The organism is Streptomyces sp. NPDC012825 (genome assembly GCF_042900925.1).
Classification (GTDB): Bacteria; Actinomycetota; Actinomycetes; order Streptomycetales; family Streptomycetaceae; genus Streptomyces.
On sequence record NZ_JBIBBZ010000017.1, the window covers coordinates 18,221 to 34,711 of the forward strand.

Consider the following 16,491-nt stretch of genomic DNA (forward strand, 5'->3'; position numbering starts at 1 on the left):
ATGGTGCTCAGTCGTGCTGGGTGGTGTTGATGAGGTCGTGGCGCAGCATTCGCACGGTCCGGGTCAGCTCTCGTTGCGGGCGTTCATCGCGTCGTACCACCTCTGTGAGTTGAACGGGTCGCTGGTGCAGCTGTCGCAGTGCGGCAGGGAGTCGGTCCGGGTGGGATACGGCACGCCGGCCGAGCGGACGACGGTGGTCGGACGCGGCCTGAGAGGGCGGCGGCACAGCGGGCAGAGGTCTCCGTGGAGCAGTTCAGTAGTCATGCGGCGGACTGTGCACACACCGGCGGCTTACTGTCGCGTGCTCATCCGGCGGCCCGTCTGGCGGGCGGGCCGGTGAAGATCTGGTGATGAGCTCCCGCCCGGCGGGATGGACCCCGGATCACGCTTTTGTGCAGGTCAGCGCGGGGGTTCCATGGGCCGATGATCAGCATGTCGCCAGTTCGCCCGGGGGCCGGGGTGCGCTATCTCTTCCGTGGCGTGATGGTCGGTGATGGCCACCGCGCCGTAGGCACGCCGCTGCGCGCTGCCCAGGACGAGGCCGGTGTCCCGCCGGGTGTGTGGAGGGGCCGGGGCCTGGCCGCGCTTGGCCTGGTGGCTGGGGACGTGGTGAGTGAGCGGCAGGCCGAGCTGCTGCTGGGGGAGGGCAGGCACCCGGACGCCGACCGGATCGAGCGCGAGCTTCTGGCGCAGGGCGAGGGCCCGGCCCGCGCCCGGCGGGCGACCGTGCTGGGCAGGCCCATCGAGCACAACCAGTCGGCCACGACCGACAAGGCCAAGAAGCGCACGTCCTGGCTGGCCTTCGACCTCGTGTTCCGGCCTCCGCCGACGGCCCACATCGCATGGGCGCTCGGAGGTGACGAGACCCGTCTGGTGCTGGAGCTGTGCCAGGACATCGCCCGGGACAAGACCCTGGCGTGGCTGGAGGAGTCGGTCGCACAGATCCGCTCGAAGGCCGGCGGCAAGCAGCGGGCCCGGGTCAAGGACGGGCTGATCGTCGCGGTGTTCCGGCACTACGAGTCCCGCGCTGCCGAGTCGAAACCGCTGTTGCACGACCACGCGGTGGTGTCGGTCCGTGCCCGGCGGCCGCACGACGGGAAGTGGGGCAACCTGTCGGCGGACTCGCTGATGACTCACATCGTCGCCGCCGACACTCTCTACACCCTGCACTTCATGGAGGAGGTGACGGTGCGGCTCGGGTGGGCGTGGGAGCCGCGTGAGGTGACCCCGGGGCGCCGGCCTGTGATGGACATAGCCGGGATCGACCGACGCCTTATCGGCTGGCAGTCGACCCGCCGCCAGCAGATCGAGGACGCCCTGTCCGTCCTCACCGCCAAGTACAAGGAGCGGCAGGGGCACGCGCCGGGGGAGCGGGCCTCCTATTCGCTGGCCTGTCAGGCTGCCGACCAGACCCGCCCGCCCAAGCGCACCGAGCTGCTGTCGCTGACTGAGCTGCGGAGCCGATGGCGCACCTCCGCGATCCGGGCGTTCGGCGCCTGCACCGTTTACCGGCTCGCCGAGCGGGTGCGGGCGGCGGCCGCGGCGGTGTGGGCCCGGGTGCGGCCGGTGGTCGACGTCGTCCTGGCGGCCGTCGACGTCGTCGCTGTGGTGTATGTGATGCGCGGTGCTTTCGCACACCACCACCTGCTCGCCGAAGCCCGCCGCCACCTCTCCTACGCCCTGCGTGGCCGCCGCCACGAGCCCGGCCTGGACGAACAGATCGTGCAGAGGGTTCTCGACGACTACACCCGCCCCGTCGGGCGCGGCCGGAGGATGACCGCCGATCTGCGCGCCCTGTACCCGCGTGACACCGAGGACCAGGCCGTGCTGCGCCCGCTCACCCGCAAAAGGTCCGCCCCGCCGTACGAGCGGGCCCGTCTTGCCGCCGGGGCCCTGGCCGCCCGGGTCCGCGCCGCCCGGCGAGCGGAGCGTCTGGGCTCGCGCCCCCGCCCGTACACCGTCGCGGTGCCCACCGCCTCGAGGCCGTCGCATTAGCGGCCCTTCCGCGACGGCCGGAAGGACGGCCGTCTCCCGGAGCCGGAGACCGGCGTCGACGCGGTGGAGCAGACCCACCAGACCCTCGAAGTCGCCCGCGCGCAGATGATCGCCACGCTCCAGGACAGCCGGCGGGCACGCGAAGCCGCCCACGCCCGCCGCCCACCTCGGCGACGACACCGCAGCCGCACACGCAGCACTCCGGCATCCAACCTGCGCCGGGCCGAACCACAGGAGGCATCACGTGAACACCCCGGAAGACCGCCCCAACCTCGACGACGCACTCGCCCGTGCCCGTGCCGCCCGCGAGCAGATGGCCGCCGCGCTCACCGAGGACCAGGAGCCCGACCCCGACGAGCCGCTGGGGTGGCAGCCGATCTGGAAGCGCCCGAGGAAGCCGAAGTCGGAGGCCGCGAAGAAGGCGGAGCTGCGCAAGCAGCGCAAGCGACTCCAGCAAGCAGCCAAGCGCCGTCTCGCCGCCGGGAACTCGCGTCGGCCCCGCTCCCGGCAAAGCCGGATCGGCAACGCCGCCGCGCACCGTGACGCCCGCGCCTTGTCCCGAGTGCGGCACTCCAGCGCCTGGCTGTGGTGACGATGCCGGGCACCATCCACTGAGTGGAGCCCACTCAGTGGCCTCCACTCAGTGAACCTCTGCCAACTTGAAATAGCAGGTCAAAGGGCTGGTGTGACCGGTCCCTGGGGTACTCGTGCTGGTCGTGGGCGGGAGTCTGAGGAGAAGATCATCCGTCAGCGGTTGATCTCGAGGTTCGTCAGGACGAGCAAGGCGCGCAGGAGGCGGGTGGCGTGGGCGGGATCGGTGCGGAGCTTGGTGATGACCCGCCAGTTCTTGAGGTGGGCGAAGCCGTGTTCGACCGGTGCGCGTCCGACGGCGAGGACACGGTTGGCTTCCTTCTGGCCGGGGGTGAGTTTGTGGGTACGAGTGGCGATGTAGCCGGTGACGACCACGGGGTCGAGGATGTCGTTGTCCAGGCCGCGGAAGCCGAGGTCGGCCAACGCTCCGAGGCCGGCGGCACGCAGATGGGCCGGGATGTGGTCGTGGCGGGCGGCGGTGTTGTCGTGAGTGCGGCCGGGCCGGGCGGCTGATATCCAGATCAGGCGGCCCTTCTCGTCGGTCAGGGCGAGGAAGTGCAGGCCGTGGCTTCGGTGCTTGCCGGAGTAGTTCCGCCGGTCGGCCTTGCCGGTGCGACGCTGGGTACGGATGAGGGTGCCGTCGATCAGGACCACCTCCCCGCCCTGCTTGGCGACCTTCTTCAGGGCGCGGTCGAGGCGCGGGGCCTGGGCAGCGAGCAGTCCGATCAGTTCGTCGCGCCAGCGTCGGACGGTGGACTCGGACACGTTGTTGCCATCGGCCATGTCGGCTAGGCGCTGGTCGTGGCGTAGTACGGCCAGGACGATCACCGCGATCTTCCCCGGCGGCAGGATCCGCCACCTGGACCGGATCGTCTTGAGATGGCGCCTGAGCAGGTCGGCGAGGTGGTTGACGGTACGCGCGGACAGCGGCAGGCGGCACTGGTAGACAAGCGGGCGGGTGTCCTCGGCGCGCTTTCTGGTATTCGTCACACAATTCCAACGGCCGCCGGGGGCACCCCGGTTACGCCCATGCCGGACCGCTGCGAGTTGCGGTACTCCTAGTCACAGGCGGGTGGTGAACCGGCCGTCAGGCAGCTTGCGCAGCCAGCCGCGATCGACGAGTTTGATCAGCTTGCTGCGTAGCGGTTCCAGCTTGGCCTTCACGCTGACGTCCACCCCCCCACCTCGCCGACCTCACGGGCCATGACTGGTCCGGCGGCCTGCCGCACGGCCGCGATGATGCGCTGGTAGTCCCACGGCAGGGCATCCTCTTCCACGCCAGGCTCGCGGTGCGGAATCAGCATCACTGCCCGTCCGCCCACCTGCCCCGGCATCGGGCGGGTTGAGGAACGCTCCTCAGCGAGCTGCCCGGTTATCCGTTCAAGGACGCGTTCGGCGACAGCGACCTCGTCCCGCTCAGCCCGCACTTCTGCCAACTGCTTGGCCAGCTGTTCTTCGAGTTCGTCCAGTTCCGCACGGCGCGTGGTGATCCGTTCCAGCAGTTCGGGATCCAGCATGAGCAGAATCGTAGGGGTCATCGGGCCTCCGCGGTCAGGAACTGGAACGAGCCCGCACTCCGTGCTGGAGAAGGTTTCAAGCAGCTCGTCGTCAGTGCGCCCAAGGCAGACGAACCGCCTCGATTTCACTGTCGTTCAGCAATGCGTTGATGAGGGCTGGAGGCCCGGCGACCTTGGTGCCCCACAGGTCGTAGTCGGTGCACAGGACCCACGAGCGGTCCTCGGCCCAGAGGTTGGACGGGCTGAAGTCGGCCTCGGACTGGCCGTACAGGATCTCGGCATCGCCGATCCGGCCCGCGCGCACGTGAAGGTTGTCGAAGTCGATGGCCCCGAGCGTCATCGGGTTGTAGTAGGCCAGGCAGCGGGTGTCCGGGCCCGCAGGGCTGAACTGGGTGAGGATGGCGATCAGCCGGTTCCAGGTCTCACGGTCCAGGCTCCCTTCGGTCGGCGGGACCATGCCCAGCGGCCAGCTGCCCTCCTTCTTGGCCGAGGGAAAGCAACGGTAGGAGGGCATCAGCCCGTCGGCCACGACCGGGTCGCCGCTCCGCCGGGCAAGGTCGGCCCAGCGCAGCCTTCGCCAACCGGGCCCTGGATGCTCGGCGCGGCCGAGCCCTCCCCCCGTGGCGACGCTCACCGCGTCAAGGTCAATGCCTCCGACGACGTGCGGCTGAACACCCCCGTCCGCCAGCCGCGCCTGGTGGTACTCGTGGTACGACACATCGGCCGGCCCCAGATTGTGCTCGTACATGGCGTTGAGCACCCACACGGCGTCAGGCATCGCCGGAGGCATGAACCCCGTGATGCCATCGCCGCACAGCTCCAGCAGCCAACCGTTAGCCTCGGAGGGCACGAGCGGCCACAGGCTAGACATCGGGTTCGGTTCCTCGGCCATCCGCTCATGATCCCAGGCGTGAATCCGCTCCTCTGCGAAGGGCCGACATGACGCCACTCCCGAACCCCGCCCCCGAGGCCGCTGGCTAACAATCTACGCCTCAGACACCCGCCCGCGACCAGCGTGAGCAAACCGGAAGCCGGTCACACCAGCCCTTTGACCTGCTATTTCAAGTTGGCAGAGGTTCACTCAGTCGAGCTCACCGGGTGGAGCCCACCCAGTGGGGGAGTGGCCGCCACTGGGTGGACTCCACCCGGTGGAGCGCCGGTTCTTCCACCGGGTGGAGCCCACCATGGTGTGCTGTCCGAGTGGTTCAGGTGGTGGCCGCTACCCGAAGGCGGCGTCGCGGCGGATATCGGCGAGGTGCTGGTGGACGGTGTCCACCTCCTGCATGCACTTGATCAGGAACCCGGCCGTGATCCACGCGGTGTGCGCCCCGGCCCCGCTCGCGAGGCACCACCGCTCGAGGTACCGGCTCGCCACCGTCACCAGCTTCCCGGCGACGTACGCGGACTCGCAGTCGGCGTGCTCGTCGGGCACGGCGGTGAGGTGGTCGGCCAGCAGCAGCGCACCGAACTCACCGATCAGCCGCGCCAGCTCGGGGCCGTCGGCGTGGAACTGAGCCAGGGCGGCCCTGTCCTCCTCTTCGCTGCCCTGCTCCCGCCAGACCAGCTCCACGTAGTCGGCGGCCCGCAGGATCTGCTCCGGGGCGAGCTGGGTCTTCTGCGACGGCGTCATGACGGGCTTCCTCTGTTCGCCGGCCGGGCGCCCGCTGCGCCCGGCCTGTCGATCACACCCTCGGAGCCGGACCCTGTGGACAGAGGACGCGCACGCGGAGACGGCGCCGCCGCCTGTGGCACTGGTCACGGACAAACCTGCACGACAGGGGCCTAGTCAAGGAGGAATCGGACACCAGTCGGCGGGGAGCGTCAGACAGCGGACAAGGGGGTCCTTCCGACGGTGGTTCCGGCTCGCGCGCACCTTCGCGTACGGGCCGGACGCTCACCGACCCGGCCGACAGGCCGGAGGAACGAGGACACCGTGTCCGTACCCGACCGATCCACCCCTACCCGCCGCCCCGTGCGGCCGCGATCCTGGAGTCCGGCCCCTCACGCTCATGCCGCCTGGCCCGGTCGTGTCCGGGGCTCCGGTTGCTGGGCGAGCCCTGGTGAGGCGCTGCTGCCGGCGCTTGCGTTCCCACTGCCGAAGCCACTTGCGTGCCCGGCAGCCACCCACCCGGCATTTCCCCTTGTCAGCACGGGTTTCCAGGCCCGCGCCGCATTGTCACAACCCTCTTATCTCTCCTACAACCTGAATGAGTTGTCACCAGGGAGGGAGATCATCGGGTCCCGGCGCCCGGACCCCTCCACCGCCGGGGACCGGCGTCCGGCTGCCGGCGGGTCGCGGGCGCGGGGAGGGCGGGCCTGACGGCGGGCAAGCGCAAGGAGAACGAGGCGGGCTCCAGCAACGACCTGCGCGCCGATGTGCTGCGCGTCCTGGGCGTGCTGAAGGTCGCCACCGCCGATCAGATCCAGCGGCTGTCCCTGCCGCACCTGACCTACCGGCACACCCTCAAGCCGACACCGGCCAAGCAGAAGGAAGCCCGGACCGCTTCCCACCGGGCGGCACTGAACGACCTGCGGCGCCACGGCCTGGCCATCGACGGCGGCCGCACACGGCGCGGTGAGGAGACCCGGCTGCTCACCAAGGACGGTCTGGCCGCCGCCGCGATCGAGCTGGACCGCGAGATGGAGGAGATGGGCGGCATGCCCAAGAGCGCTGGCCGCTCCGGGGCCTCGCATGCGATGACGGTGAACGAGACGGTCATCGCGCTGATCCGCCCCAAGCCGGACCTGAACAAGGTCATGGGGGAGCCGGCCGAAGCGGTCGCCGCCGCCCAGGCCGCCGTCGACGCGTCCGACGGGATCGGCACGCTCGCCTCCTACGCCACCGAGGTCGCGCTCCCGGTGAAGGGCACCTGGAAGAATCCCGCGATCGGCAGCGTCCGCGCCGACATGGTCCTGACCGCCTCGCAGGCGGGGGTGCCGCTGCTGTTCATCGAGGTGGACAATTGCACCGAGGAAGCCGCCCTCATCGCCGCGAAGTTCGACAAGTACCTGCGGTTCTTCCTGCGTAAGGAGAAGGACACCGACGGTTTCGAAAGCCCGCTGTGGCGCACCCGCTGGTCCGCACCCGACGAGGAGTACGAGCGGGTGCACCCGCCGGTCGAGCAAGAACGCCTGCGCCAGGAGGCCGAGGAACAGGCCGCCGCGCACAAGACCGGCGGCTGGCTCTCACGCTTCCGCACCTGACCGGGCAGACCGCCGTCACCGGCAACGCGGGGACAGCCCGCGTTGCCGGTGACGGCTGGGAAGCTGTCCGGCATGGACGGTGACGAGCAGCTGCTGCGCGGCCGCGTCTACGGCGCGGAGCACGACGACCCCGACCCGGGCCCGGGACCGAAGCCCGGCCGGACCTACGCCGAACTCGTCGGCGGCCCACTGGACGGCCTGCTGCTGGACATTCACGGGTGGCGGGTCGAGGAGGTCGACGACGGCGTTGCCTTGATCACCGAGCTCGGTCGGTGGCCCGGCGGCCGTGCGCTGTACGACCCGCGTCCCGGCGAGCCCCGCACATCTGGGCCCGGCGTCAGATGTCGCTTCTACTACTCCGGCGGCACGCCCTGACCGATGTTTTCCGGAGGGGCCTGACGGGCTGACCGAAGGACGTGGCGTCGGACGGCGTCGGCTCTTCGGTCACGCCGGGCCACCGCAGGCGGACGTTCGAGGGAAGCCACCGCCGGGACCACGGTCGTGGCGGCCTCACCGGCATGACCAGACCAACCTGTTCCGCACCGCATGTACTCATCCGTGCGACGGCGCCCGCCGTGCCCCGCAGTGCTACACGGAACATCAGCCGTATGCCGACCAGGCCGCCAGGACCTCCGTCGCATCCGGTGCTGGGGCCGGCGGAGGGAAGGACAGGCGACCATTCGGCCTAACTTCTGTGACCGGGGGGAGGGTCGTGCTGTTGGGGGGGTGTCCATGCCGCACTACCTGCGGGTCCAGTTTCCAAGGAGATCTTCATGTCGCGTTTCGCAAAGTCGGTAGCCGTAGCCCTCGCCGCTGGTGCCGTGGTGGCCGGGGGCGCCGGGATGGCCGCCGCTGACGCCGTTGCCGAGGGTGCTGCCGTGGGCTCTCCCGGCGTGCTGTCCGGCAACGTCGTCCAGGTGCCCATTCACATTCCGATCAACATCTGCGGCAACACCGTCAACGTCGTCGGCCTCCTCAACCCGGCCTTCGGCAACACCTGCATCAACGGCGATTTCAAGGACGAGTACAAGGACGAGCACAAGGACGAGTACAAGGACGAGCACTGACAGCACCACCGGTTGTGCCGTCCGGCTGAGAGCAGGATGCCGACCGCAGATCCGCCAACTTCAAAAAACAGCCGCAGGGCAACCGCCCTGAACAAAACGGCCTCCCCTCCCTCCAGGGGAGGCCGCGGGCTTACCCAATGTGGTCGCCGGACCGTGCCAGGGCGCCGCCGACGCTTACTGATCTTTTCGTTAGTTCTATGGGGTTGATGGGTGGAGGGTGAGGCCGGTGTGGGCGATGAAGGACCAGGGCAGTTGAGGGTTGGTGTTGATCCGGCGAATGCCCTGTTCGGTGGCGTCGGCGACGTCGGCGAGGTGGTCGCCGACGAGGTGGGCGACCTCGCGTTTCTTCAGCGAGGACCACAGCAGTTCCACCGGGTTGAGCTCGGGTGCGTAAGCCGGTAATCGCTCCAGGGTGAGCCAGTCCTGCTCGGCGACCCAGGCACGCATCGCCCGGCTCCAGTGAGCCGACAGCCCGTCCCAGACCAGCACCACCCACTCCCCGCGGTAGAACACCTTCATCTGTTCCAAGACCTCGGCGGCGGTGTCGTAGCTGCCGGGCTTGAGGTGGAAGCACAACCGAGGGCCTCGGTCAGGGTCGGCGGCGTGGTAACCGAGGGCGCCGGCCATCGAGGCCCGCTTCCAATTCAGCCGGTACCGCAGGAGAGGCGTGCGGCCGCGAGGCGCGTAGGTACGGCGGACCTGCGGCAGTAGTGACACTCCTGATTCGTCGAGGAACACGATCCAGGCACGTGTGTTCACGGCCCCTTTTTGATCCGCGGCCACTCGTGCGCAACCCAGCGGGCAATCTCGGACTCGTCTCGCTCGACCGCCCGCCGTTCTGGCCGCTGCAGACTCCATCCGAGCCGCCCGGTCAGCAGCCGCCACACCGAGGCCCGCGATAGGACCACTCCGGTCACCCGCTCGACCACCAGGCCGACTCGTTCCAGGGTCTACAGATCGGCCTCGAAACCATGCTTCTGGGCGCCCTGCTCCAGCGCGGTCCGCACCTGCTCGACCTGGACATCGTCCAGTTTGGGCGGACGACCACTGGCCGGACGCCGACGCAACCCGTCGGCGCCGCCTTCCTCCCAGACCCGCTTCCACCGCCGCACACTTTCCTGGCTGACTCCCAGCATCCGCGCGATCTCAGCACCAGAACGTTCCTGATCGAACAGCTGGGCCGCCTGCACACGCCGGGCCTCGGCCAACTGCGGCCGCGTCAAAGGAGGAACGACAGGCAAAGGCTTGAAAGACACCACACCAGAATCCCACCAGCACGGCCGCCACACCCACGGAACTAACGAAAAGATCAGTAACTGATCGTTTCAGAATGAGGTTCGCAGGCAGCGGAGACGGCTATGGCTGCCAGCTGTTTCGAGTGGGACCGGGGACGCCTGGGCCTAACGCAGCGCGGCGGCGACCAGTCCTTCGAGGGCTTCGCGCGGCACTTCGCCGCCGTTCACCAGTCGGTCGAAGACCAGCCCGTCGATGCAGGTCAGCAGAGTATGAGTGCGGTTCTCAGCGTCGGTCACGCCGTGCTTGACGAGGAACAGTCGGACGGCCTCGCGCCCGGCGTTCTCCCGGGGCACGAGGATCTCGCGCAGCTCTTTGTCGCGCACGCTTTCGACGGTGCACGCGTGGCGGGCGAGCGAGCGTCGGCGACCCTCGCCGGTGAGTCGCTGTCGGGTGAGCGTCACCATGCCATCCACCAGTTCCTCGACGGTACGCAGGGGCGGAAACTCGTCGGCCGTAGTGTGAAGTTCTGCCTGGTCGAGTTGGACCAAGCGGACGACGAGTCCGACCAGCAGAGCGGCGCGGGTGCGGAAGTAGGCCGAGGTGGTGCCGGGCGGCATGGCTGCTCTGCGGTCGACCGCACGGTGGGTCAGGCCGCGCATCCCTTCCTCGGCGAGGACGTCGAGAGCTGCATCTGCAAGAAGGGTGCACCGATCCGAAGCCATGACCCCTTTCTACACCCGTAGAGACTCGGGGTAGAGTCGTTTTCTACAAGTGTAGAAGAAGGGGGCTCCGCCATGGTCAACACGGCAGTGGTGGTCGGAGGGGGAATTGCCGGGCTGGCCGCCGCGATCGGCCTGCACCGCATCGGCTGGGACGTGACGGTCCTTGAGCGTTCGTCCCTGCTCGAGGACGCGGGAGCAGGCATTTCATTGGCTGCCAACGGCCTGCGGGCATTGGACGAACTCGGGGTCGGCGGGGCGGTTCGGGACGCGTCGCGAGGCCAGTACAGCGGCGGCACCCGAACGCCCCGGGGTGGCTGGCTTGCCCGGATGGACGGCTCGGCACTGGAGAAGGCGGTGGGCACGCCGATCATGGGCATCCCCCGTTCCACCTTGCACCGACTGCTACGCGAAGCATTGCCCGCCAGGGCACTGGCGATCGGCTCCGAGGCGGCAACGGTCGAGCAGGTCGGCCCGGAGACGGTTCACGTCGGCTACCGCACCACGGTCCTGGAGGCCGATCTGGTAGTGGCGGCCGACGGTGTCGGCAGCACAGTCCGCAGCCAACTCTTCCCAGAGCACCCCGGCCCGGTCCACAGCGGCTCGACGGTGTTGCGGGCGATCACCGAGCACGCGGTCGATCTGCGTACCGACTTCGAGCTGACCTGGGGCCGGGGCGCGGAGTTCGGACACATCGCCCTCCTGGACGGGAGGGCCGAGTGGCACGCCGTCCTCAGCCTCCCCACCGGTACGCGGTTCGCCGACCCGCTGACCGAACTGCGCCGACGATTCCACACCTGGCACGCCCCAATCCCCGCGCTGCTCGACGCGACCCGGCCCGAGGCGGTGTTGCATCACGACGTGAACGAACTCCGCACACCTCTCCCTTCATACGCGGTCGGTCGGATCGCGCTGCTCGGCGACGCGGCCCATGCGATGACCCCCAACCTGGGACAAGGCGCCTGCCAGGCCCTGGAGGACGCGGTCACTCTGAGCGCCGCCCTCGATGCCGAGTCCACCGTCGAGGCCGCACTCGCCCGCTACGACGCCGAGCGCCGGCCGCAGAGCCAGGCGGTCGCAGTGGCCGCCCGGAAGGCCGGGAAAATGGGTCAGCAACTGTCCCACCCGCTGGCCGTCACCCTGCGGAACACGGCGATGCGACTGACACCGTCCAGGGTCGCCATACATATGATCCTGCGTCACCACGCCTGGGTCCCGCCGTCGCTGAACTGATCTGGCTCGCGTCCGCCACCTCGCAGGCACTTTCTGGACCAAGTCAAGCTGCGAGTCTTGCCGTTGGCGGTCATGGTGGGCAAGGTGTCCGGGCGCGTACTGATCTTGTTCCGGACGATCTGTGGGAGCGCGTGGCCCCGCTGCTGCCACCCACTCCCGAACGACGACGTCGCTACCCAGGGCGCCCGCGCGTTCTCGGTCGAGTGGCACTCGCCGGCGTGCTGTACGTGCTGCGAACCGGTGTCGCCAGGCGCGACGTTCCGACGGAAACCGTTGCCTGGAGGGTTGCGTGCAGCGGGGGACCGGAGGTGTGGGCGCGCGGAGGGGCCAGGTGAAGCGGATACCGGGTTTACCCGCTGAGAGGGTGTCACTCGGTTGGCGTGCTTGGTGACACGTGCGGTTCTCGGGTTGGGGCTGTTTGGCCGTATGGGACGGGCCCGGGGCCGGGGTGGGTGTTTGTGTCGGCTGGTGACGCCGGCGTCCGGCCGGCCCCAGCCCTGTAGGAGAGAGTCATGCGCATACCCGTTCTCGCCCCTGTCGTCGCGGCCGTGGTCCTGAGCCCGCTGGCCTTCGCGGCCACCGCAGCCGCCCTGCCGGCCGGCCCTTCCGCCCGCGTGACGGCAGCCGCCGGCGAGGCCGACACGAGCGGTGCTGTGCACGCGATCGGCCTGACCCACGACCAGAAGCTCGTCACCTTCTCGACCAGGGACCCGGGCGCTACTCGCTCCCTCGGCCACGTGCACGGCCTGTCCGGCGACGCCAAGGTCGTCGGCATCGACTACCGGGTCCAGGACGGGCACCTGTACGGAGTCGGCGACAAGGGAGGCGTCTACACCCTCGACACCCACACCGCGAAGGCCACGAAGGTCTCCCAGCTGACCGTGGCGCTGGAGGGCGAGTACTTCGGCGTGGACTTCAACCCGGCCGCCAACCGGCTGCGTGTCATCAGCGACACCGGGCAGAACCTGCGCCACAACCTCGACGACGAGACCGCCCCGCGCACCACGACGGTCGACGGCAAGCTGACCAACCCCGCCACTCCGCCCTCCACCCAGACGCCGACCGCCCTCGGCGTCACCGGTGCCGCCTACACCAACAACGACCTCGCGGCCGGCACGGCGACCACCCTGTTCGACATCGACACCGCCAAGGACCGCGTCGCCCTGCAGTCCCCGGCCAACGCCGGGAACCTCGCCCCCACCGGCAACCTCGGCGTCAACGCCGGACCGTCGGCCGGCTTCGACATCCACTACGACCCCAAGCACAACACCAACCACGGCTACGCCACCCTCCACACCGACGGCGCGGCCCGCCTCTACGGCATCGACCTGCTCACCGGCAAAGCCGTCCACCGGGGCGATTTCCCCCACGCCCTGCAGGTCACCGACCTCGCGGTCCAGCTCGGCGGCAAGCCGCACGGCGGCATGAACACCGGCGGCGGAGCCCTCGCCGCCTCGACCCTGCCCACCGGCGGCGCAACAGCCGGCACCGCTCTGCTCCTGGCCGGCCTCGGCCTGGGCCTGGGCGCACGCGTCATCGCCCGGCGCCGCACCGGCGCCCCCACCTCGTAGCGGCAACCTCCGCCATCCGGCCCGACCCGGTCGCCGCCTGGTGGCCGATGGTGGAAAAGGCCGCCCAGATCCCGGCCGGACAGTGACAACACCCGGGACCTGGACGGCGCCACACGAGCGGCACCTCTGCCAGGAGGAGAGCAGCTCTTGCGGCAGACCGCCTCCCGTAACCCCGTTCATAAGGGATACGGATGCGGCAGACGCGCCACCGGCGGCGGGCTGGCCACGGTGACGCGTCATCGCCGGCCCCACCTTTACCGGGCCGTCGACACCACGCATTCGACGCACATGACACAACGGATGGCCCTCTTACGGCGTCTACACCCGTTCGGAGCACGCCCGCGAGCACAGCCGCACGGCCGGCCCGGGCCGGTACCAGACTTCCCGGACAGCGATACAGACAGTCCGGCCGCCCCGCTCCGGTTCGCGCGGCACCGATCTTCAGCGAGTCGCTCTTTTTGCCGCGTCGGGCGGGCATGAGGACGACCGTTTCAACGGCGAGTGCCTCCCGTGCCGCAGCACGGTAGGCACTCGGGTGTCCGGCTGGGGCCGGGATGCGGTCAGGCGGTGGTGGGGCGGCGGCGCTTGAGGGCGAAGACGACGCCTGTGCCGGCGAGGATCGCGATACCGCCGATGGTGGCAATGACGGGGAGCTGGGAGTCGGCTCCGGTTTCGGCGAGGACGCTGTCAGGGTTGAGTTCGGTGTTGCCGGCGGGCTTGTCCGGGATCGGCTTCTTGCCGCCTTCCTGGGGTTCGGCTGCGCTGGAGTCGTCCGGTTCGGTGCCGGCGGCGAGGATGTCGAACTCGTAGAACGTCTGGTCGCCGGCGAAGACGCAGTTGCCCCGGTCGTCGGCGTACAGGCCGATGGTGATGGCCATGCCGAGGCCCGCGGGCGCCTCCTTGTCGACGCTCAGACGCATGTCGATGGAGAGGGCCTCCTTAGCGCGCACGTCGGTGTAGCCGAGGTAACCGGCACTCTCGTCGTCGGCGTCGAGAGAGATGTCGCTCCACTGGCTGGTGTCGGGGTTCTTGAACTGCAAGGTGAGGTGACCGGTGGTCTCCTCCCAGGTGTCGGCGTCGACCTGGGCGGCGAAGACGCCGAGGTCGACCCGCTGGTAGGCACTGTCACCCTTGTTGATCACATTGAGCTTGAACGCGTGGAATCCGCTGCCGGCGACGACCTGGGAGGGCAGCCCGGACAGGGCGGTGCTCAGGTCCTCATCGACCGTCGGCTCCTCTTCCCCGCTGCATATGTCCTCGGGGGAGGTCACCGTCTCGGAGGGGGAAGGCGCGCTGGTGCTCTTGGCGGGGGAGGACTGTGTGGCGGCCGCCTGGGTGGGAGTGGCCGAAGCACCCGGCGCCGTGCTCTGCCCGGGCGCGGGAGCCGTCTCGTCTCCCGCGGCGGCCGGCTGCTCCTGCTCCTGCTCCTGCTCCTGCTCGGGGGCGGGCGAGGAGGTGTCCTGGGCCGGGGCGGTGCTCTGCTCGGTGGTTGAAGGAGTCTCGGGGGCCGGGCTGGTCGTTTCGGCGACCGGTCCGGAACTCGCAACGGCCGCGGTGGCGGACAGAAGCGTGAGAGGGGCGAGGACGACTGTCGCCGCGGCGACAGCCATGGCTCGACGGAGCTTCATGAAAACCCTAGAGAGGTTCGGGTGCCGCCACGGGCGGCACGGTTCGGGGGAGACGCACCGGCAAGACCTCCAGGTACACCGGTGCGACCGGGAACGACGACCAGCGAGGAACAGAGACGGTTGCACGTGACGACACGTCAGCACTTGTGACCTGCAACACTCCACCGCGCTACTATCGGCTGACGGCTAAACGGGATGAACGGTGCAGCACCTCCAGAACGGATCATCGGCAGTCCTGCAGGCACGAGAACGCCTGCTCACCTCAAGTGAAGAGACACAGCTTCCAGCTTCCTGATCGCCATGCTCCGCCTTGCCGACACCGTCCAAGCAATCAAGATTCACCGGGCAGGACCAGATACGGATCATGTCGTGCGGGTGAACAAGGGGCAGGAGCCCCGGATCCGTTCTCTGCCCCACTCACCCTTCGCACAGCCCGCACGGCCCCGTGTCTTCTACCTTTTTTGGGCAGGGCCGGTGGTTGGGCTGTGGGTGGGCGTGGCGGTAGGACTTTTGCGGGCTGTCCGGGGGCTACGGTCCTTGAGACCGATCCTTGGCAGGGCGGGGTGTCGAAGGATCTGCGGACTGTCCTCATCAAGGAGGCAGGCCGCCCGCCGATCGGAGTTCTCTCGTGCGTACTCGACTCGCCGCCACCACCGCTGTCGCCGCTGCTGCGGTGGCCGCTTCCCTGCTCTCTCCCGTCATGGCTTCGGCGCAGGGCGGTGACACTGGCCCGTTCGCGCCGCGGGACCGGGCCGCGCACCACGGTCTGATCAGCGTGGGCCTGACCTCCGACCAGCGCCTGGTGGGATTCGACGTCCGCGACCCGGCCGACACCTGGTCCCTGGGCAAGGTCGCCGGCCTCAAGGGCGACGGCAGGCTGGTGGGCATCGACTTCCGCGTCCAGAACGGCAAGCTGTACGGCGTCGGCGACCGAGGAGGCATCTACACCCTCGACAAGAACGCCCGGGCCATGAAGGTCTCGCAGCTGACCGTCGCCCTCCAGGGCCGGTACTTCGGAGTCGACTTCAACCCCGCGGCCAACCGCCTGCGCGTCATCAGCGACACGGGCCAGAACCTGCGTCACAACATCGACGACCCCGCCGCCCCCAGGACCACCACCGTCGACGGCACCCTTACCAACCCCACCACGCCTCCCTCGACGGCCCTGGGCGTGACGGGAGCGGCGTACACGAACAACGACCTCGACGCGGCGACGGCGACCACGCTGTTCGACATCGACACCACCAACGACCGCGTCTCGCTGCAGTCCCCGGCCAACGCCGGCACCCTCGCGCCGACCGGCAACCTCGGCGTCAACACCGGCCCCTCGGCCGGGTTCGACATCTACTACAAGCCCTCCAACGGGACCAACCGCGGTTTCGCGGCCCTGTCGGTCGGCGGCAAGCAGCGCTTCTACCAGGTCAACGTCCTCAGCGGGCGCGCCGACCTCGTCGGCTCCTTCCCCGCGGACCGACAGGTCGTCGACATCGCCCTCCCGCTCGACCAGCACTGACCGGTGCAGGCGCCGGTGGCGGGCCGCTCCGCTCCGCCACCGGTCCACCCCGTACCCGGCTGCCCGACGACTGGCAGAGCACTTCCGTACCCGGTCTCGAGGTACGCCATGAACCGGGACAGCCCGAGACACGGTTGCTGGGCTGGCAGGGAGTGCTGCCGGCCTCACTGCTCTGCTGCCTGCAGGACCCACCGCCTGCGCCAGTACCGCAGAGCGT

The 16,491-nt window shown here is 69.4% G+C and carries 16 protein-coding genes and 3 pseudogenes; 9 read left to right on the forward strand and 10 right to left on the reverse strand.

What is annotated here, in order from left to right:
- Positions 1-63 precede the first annotated feature (63 nt).
- The gene (locus ACFY7E_RS26725) at positions 64-264 is read right to left on the reverse strand and encodes a hypothetical protein (protein ID WP_389489059.1); all 201 of its coding nucleotides are present in this window, start codon (positions 262-264) and stop codon (positions 64-66) included.
- Positions 265-483: 219 nt separating this feature from the next.
- On the opposite strand from ACFY7E_RS26725, the pseudogene mobF reads away from it, so the two are divergent.
- Together mobF and ACFY7E_RS26735 are read left to right on the forward strand one after the other, a co-directional pair.
- Positions 484-2,243: pseudogene (mobF, locus tag ACFY7E_RS26730) on the forward strand (MobF family relaxase).
- A complete protein-coding gene (locus tag ACFY7E_RS26735; RefSeq protein ID WP_389489061.1) occupies positions 2,240-2,587 on the forward strand; it encodes a hypothetical protein in 348 nt (115 codons plus the stop codon). The pseudogene mobF and the gene ACFY7E_RS26735 overlap by 4 nt, the downstream one beginning before the upstream one ends.
- Before the next feature lie 155 nt (positions 2,588-2,742).
- Here the strand turns inward: ACFY7E_RS26735 and ACFY7E_RS26740 are convergent, their stop codons facing one another.
- The 4 genes from ACFY7E_RS26740 to ACFY7E_RS26755 form a co-directional block, all read right to left on the reverse strand.
- A complete protein-coding gene (locus ACFY7E_RS26740) occupies positions 2,743-3,576 on the reverse strand; it encodes a transposase family protein (protein WP_389489065.1) in 834 nt (277 codons plus the stop codon).
- 170 nt (positions 3,577-3,746) lie between these two features.
- Positions 3,747-4,103 carry a hypothetical protein gene (locus ACFY7E_RS26745; RefSeq protein WP_389489068.1) on the reverse strand — a complete coding sequence of 119 codons (357 nt, stop codon included), beginning with the start codon at positions 4,101-4,103 and terminating at the stop codon, positions 3,747-3,749.
- Positions 4,104-4,194: 91 nt separating this feature from the next.
- Positions 4,195-4,995, reverse strand: coding sequence for a hypothetical protein (locus ACFY7E_RS26750; protein ID WP_389489070.1), 801 nt, complete (start codon positions 4,993-4,995; stop codon positions 4,195-4,197).
- A gap of 327 nt (positions 4,996-5,322) precedes the next feature.
- Positions 5,323-5,733 carry a hypothetical protein gene (locus ACFY7E_RS26755; protein WP_389489072.1) on the reverse strand — a complete coding sequence of 137 codons (411 nt, stop codon included), beginning with the start codon at positions 5,731-5,733 and terminating at the stop codon, positions 5,323-5,325.
- Positions 5,734-6,479: 746 nt separating this feature from the next.
- Between ACFY7E_RS26755 and ACFY7E_RS26760 the strand changes: the two genes are divergently transcribed.
- The 3 genes from ACFY7E_RS26760 to ACFY7E_RS26770 all read left to right on the forward strand — a co-directional run bounded on the left by ACFY7E_RS26760 (position 6,480) and on the right by ACFY7E_RS26770 (position 8,374).
- Entirely contained in the window at positions 6,480-7,307 is an 828-nt protein-coding gene (locus ACFY7E_RS26760) for a replication-relaxation family protein (protein ID WP_389489074.1), read from the forward strand.
- A 72-nt stretch (positions 7,308-7,379) separates the two neighbouring features.
- Positions 7,380-7,682, forward strand: coding sequence for a hypothetical protein (locus ACFY7E_RS26765; protein WP_389489076.1), 303 nt, complete (start codon positions 7,380-7,382; stop codon positions 7,680-7,682).
- Between the two features lie 398 nt (positions 7,683-8,080).
- Positions 8,081-8,374 carry a chaplin gene (locus ACFY7E_RS26770; protein WP_389489079.1) on the forward strand — a complete coding sequence of 98 codons (294 nt, stop codon included), beginning with the start codon at positions 8,081-8,083 and terminating at the stop codon, positions 8,372-8,374.
- A gap of 195 nt (positions 8,375-8,569) precedes the next feature.
- Here the strand turns inward: ACFY7E_RS26770 and ACFY7E_RS26775 are convergent, their stop codons facing one another.
- The 4 genes from ACFY7E_RS26775 to ACFY7E_RS26790 all read right to left on the reverse strand — a co-directional run bounded on the left by ACFY7E_RS26775 (position 8,570) and on the right by ACFY7E_RS26790 (position 10,332).
- Positions 8,570-9,133, reverse strand: coding sequence for a transposase (locus ACFY7E_RS26775; protein ID WP_389489083.1), 564 nt, complete (start codon positions 9,131-9,133; stop codon positions 8,570-8,572).
- Positions 9,130-9,321, reverse strand: coding sequence for a winged helix-turn-helix domain-containing protein (locus tag ACFY7E_RS26780; protein ID WP_389489254.1), 192 nt, complete (start codon positions 9,319-9,321; stop codon positions 9,130-9,132). Before ACFY7E_RS26780 ends, ACFY7E_RS26775 begins: the two co-directional genes overlap by 4 nt.
- A 3-nt stretch (positions 9,322-9,324) precedes the next feature.
- Positions 9,325-9,633: a helix-turn-helix domain-containing protein gene (locus ACFY7E_RS26785; RefSeq protein ID WP_389489085.1), complete on the reverse strand. Its 309-nt coding sequence runs from the start codon at positions 9,631-9,633 to the stop codon at positions 9,325-9,327.
- Positions 9,634-9,774: 141 nt separating this feature from the next.
- Positions 9,775-10,332, reverse strand: a complete 558-nt coding sequence (locus tag ACFY7E_RS26790; RefSeq protein ID WP_389489087.1) for a TetR/AcrR family transcriptional regulator — start codon at positions 10,330-10,332, stop codon at positions 9,775-9,777.
- 72 nt (positions 10,333-10,404) lie between these two features.
- Between ACFY7E_RS26790 and ACFY7E_RS26795 the strand changes: the two genes are divergently transcribed.
- The 3 genes and pseudogenes from ACFY7E_RS26795 to ACFY7E_RS26805 all read left to right on the forward strand — a co-directional run.
- A complete protein-coding gene (locus ACFY7E_RS26795; RefSeq protein ID WP_389489089.1) occupies positions 10,405-11,562 on the forward strand; it encodes an FAD-dependent monooxygenase in 1,158 nt (385 codons plus the stop codon).
- An 80-nt stretch (positions 11,563-11,642) separates the two neighbouring features.
- A pseudogene (locus tag ACFY7E_RS26800) lies at positions 11,643-11,861 on the forward strand (transposase); the annotation flags it as partial.
- 213 nt (positions 11,862-12,074) lie between these two features.
- A pseudogene (locus tag ACFY7E_RS26805) lies at positions 12,075-12,965 on the forward strand (DUF4394 domain-containing protein); the annotation flags it as partial.
- A 728-nt stretch (positions 12,966-13,693) separates the two neighbouring features.
- Here ACFY7E_RS26805 and ACFY7E_RS26810 read toward each other — a convergent pair.
- Positions 13,694-14,743: an LPXTG cell wall anchor domain-containing protein gene (locus ACFY7E_RS26810; RefSeq protein WP_389489091.1), complete on the reverse strand. Its 1,050-nt coding sequence runs from the start codon at positions 14,741-14,743 to the stop codon at positions 13,694-13,696.
- A gap of 646 nt (positions 14,744-15,389) precedes the next feature.
- Between ACFY7E_RS26810 and ACFY7E_RS26815 the strand changes: the two genes are divergently transcribed.
- Positions 15,390-16,274: a DUF4394 domain-containing protein gene (locus ACFY7E_RS26815; RefSeq protein WP_389489093.1), complete on the forward strand. Its 885-nt coding sequence runs from the start codon at positions 15,390-15,392 to the stop codon at positions 16,272-16,274.
- Positions 16,275-16,491: the final 217 nt, after the last annotated feature.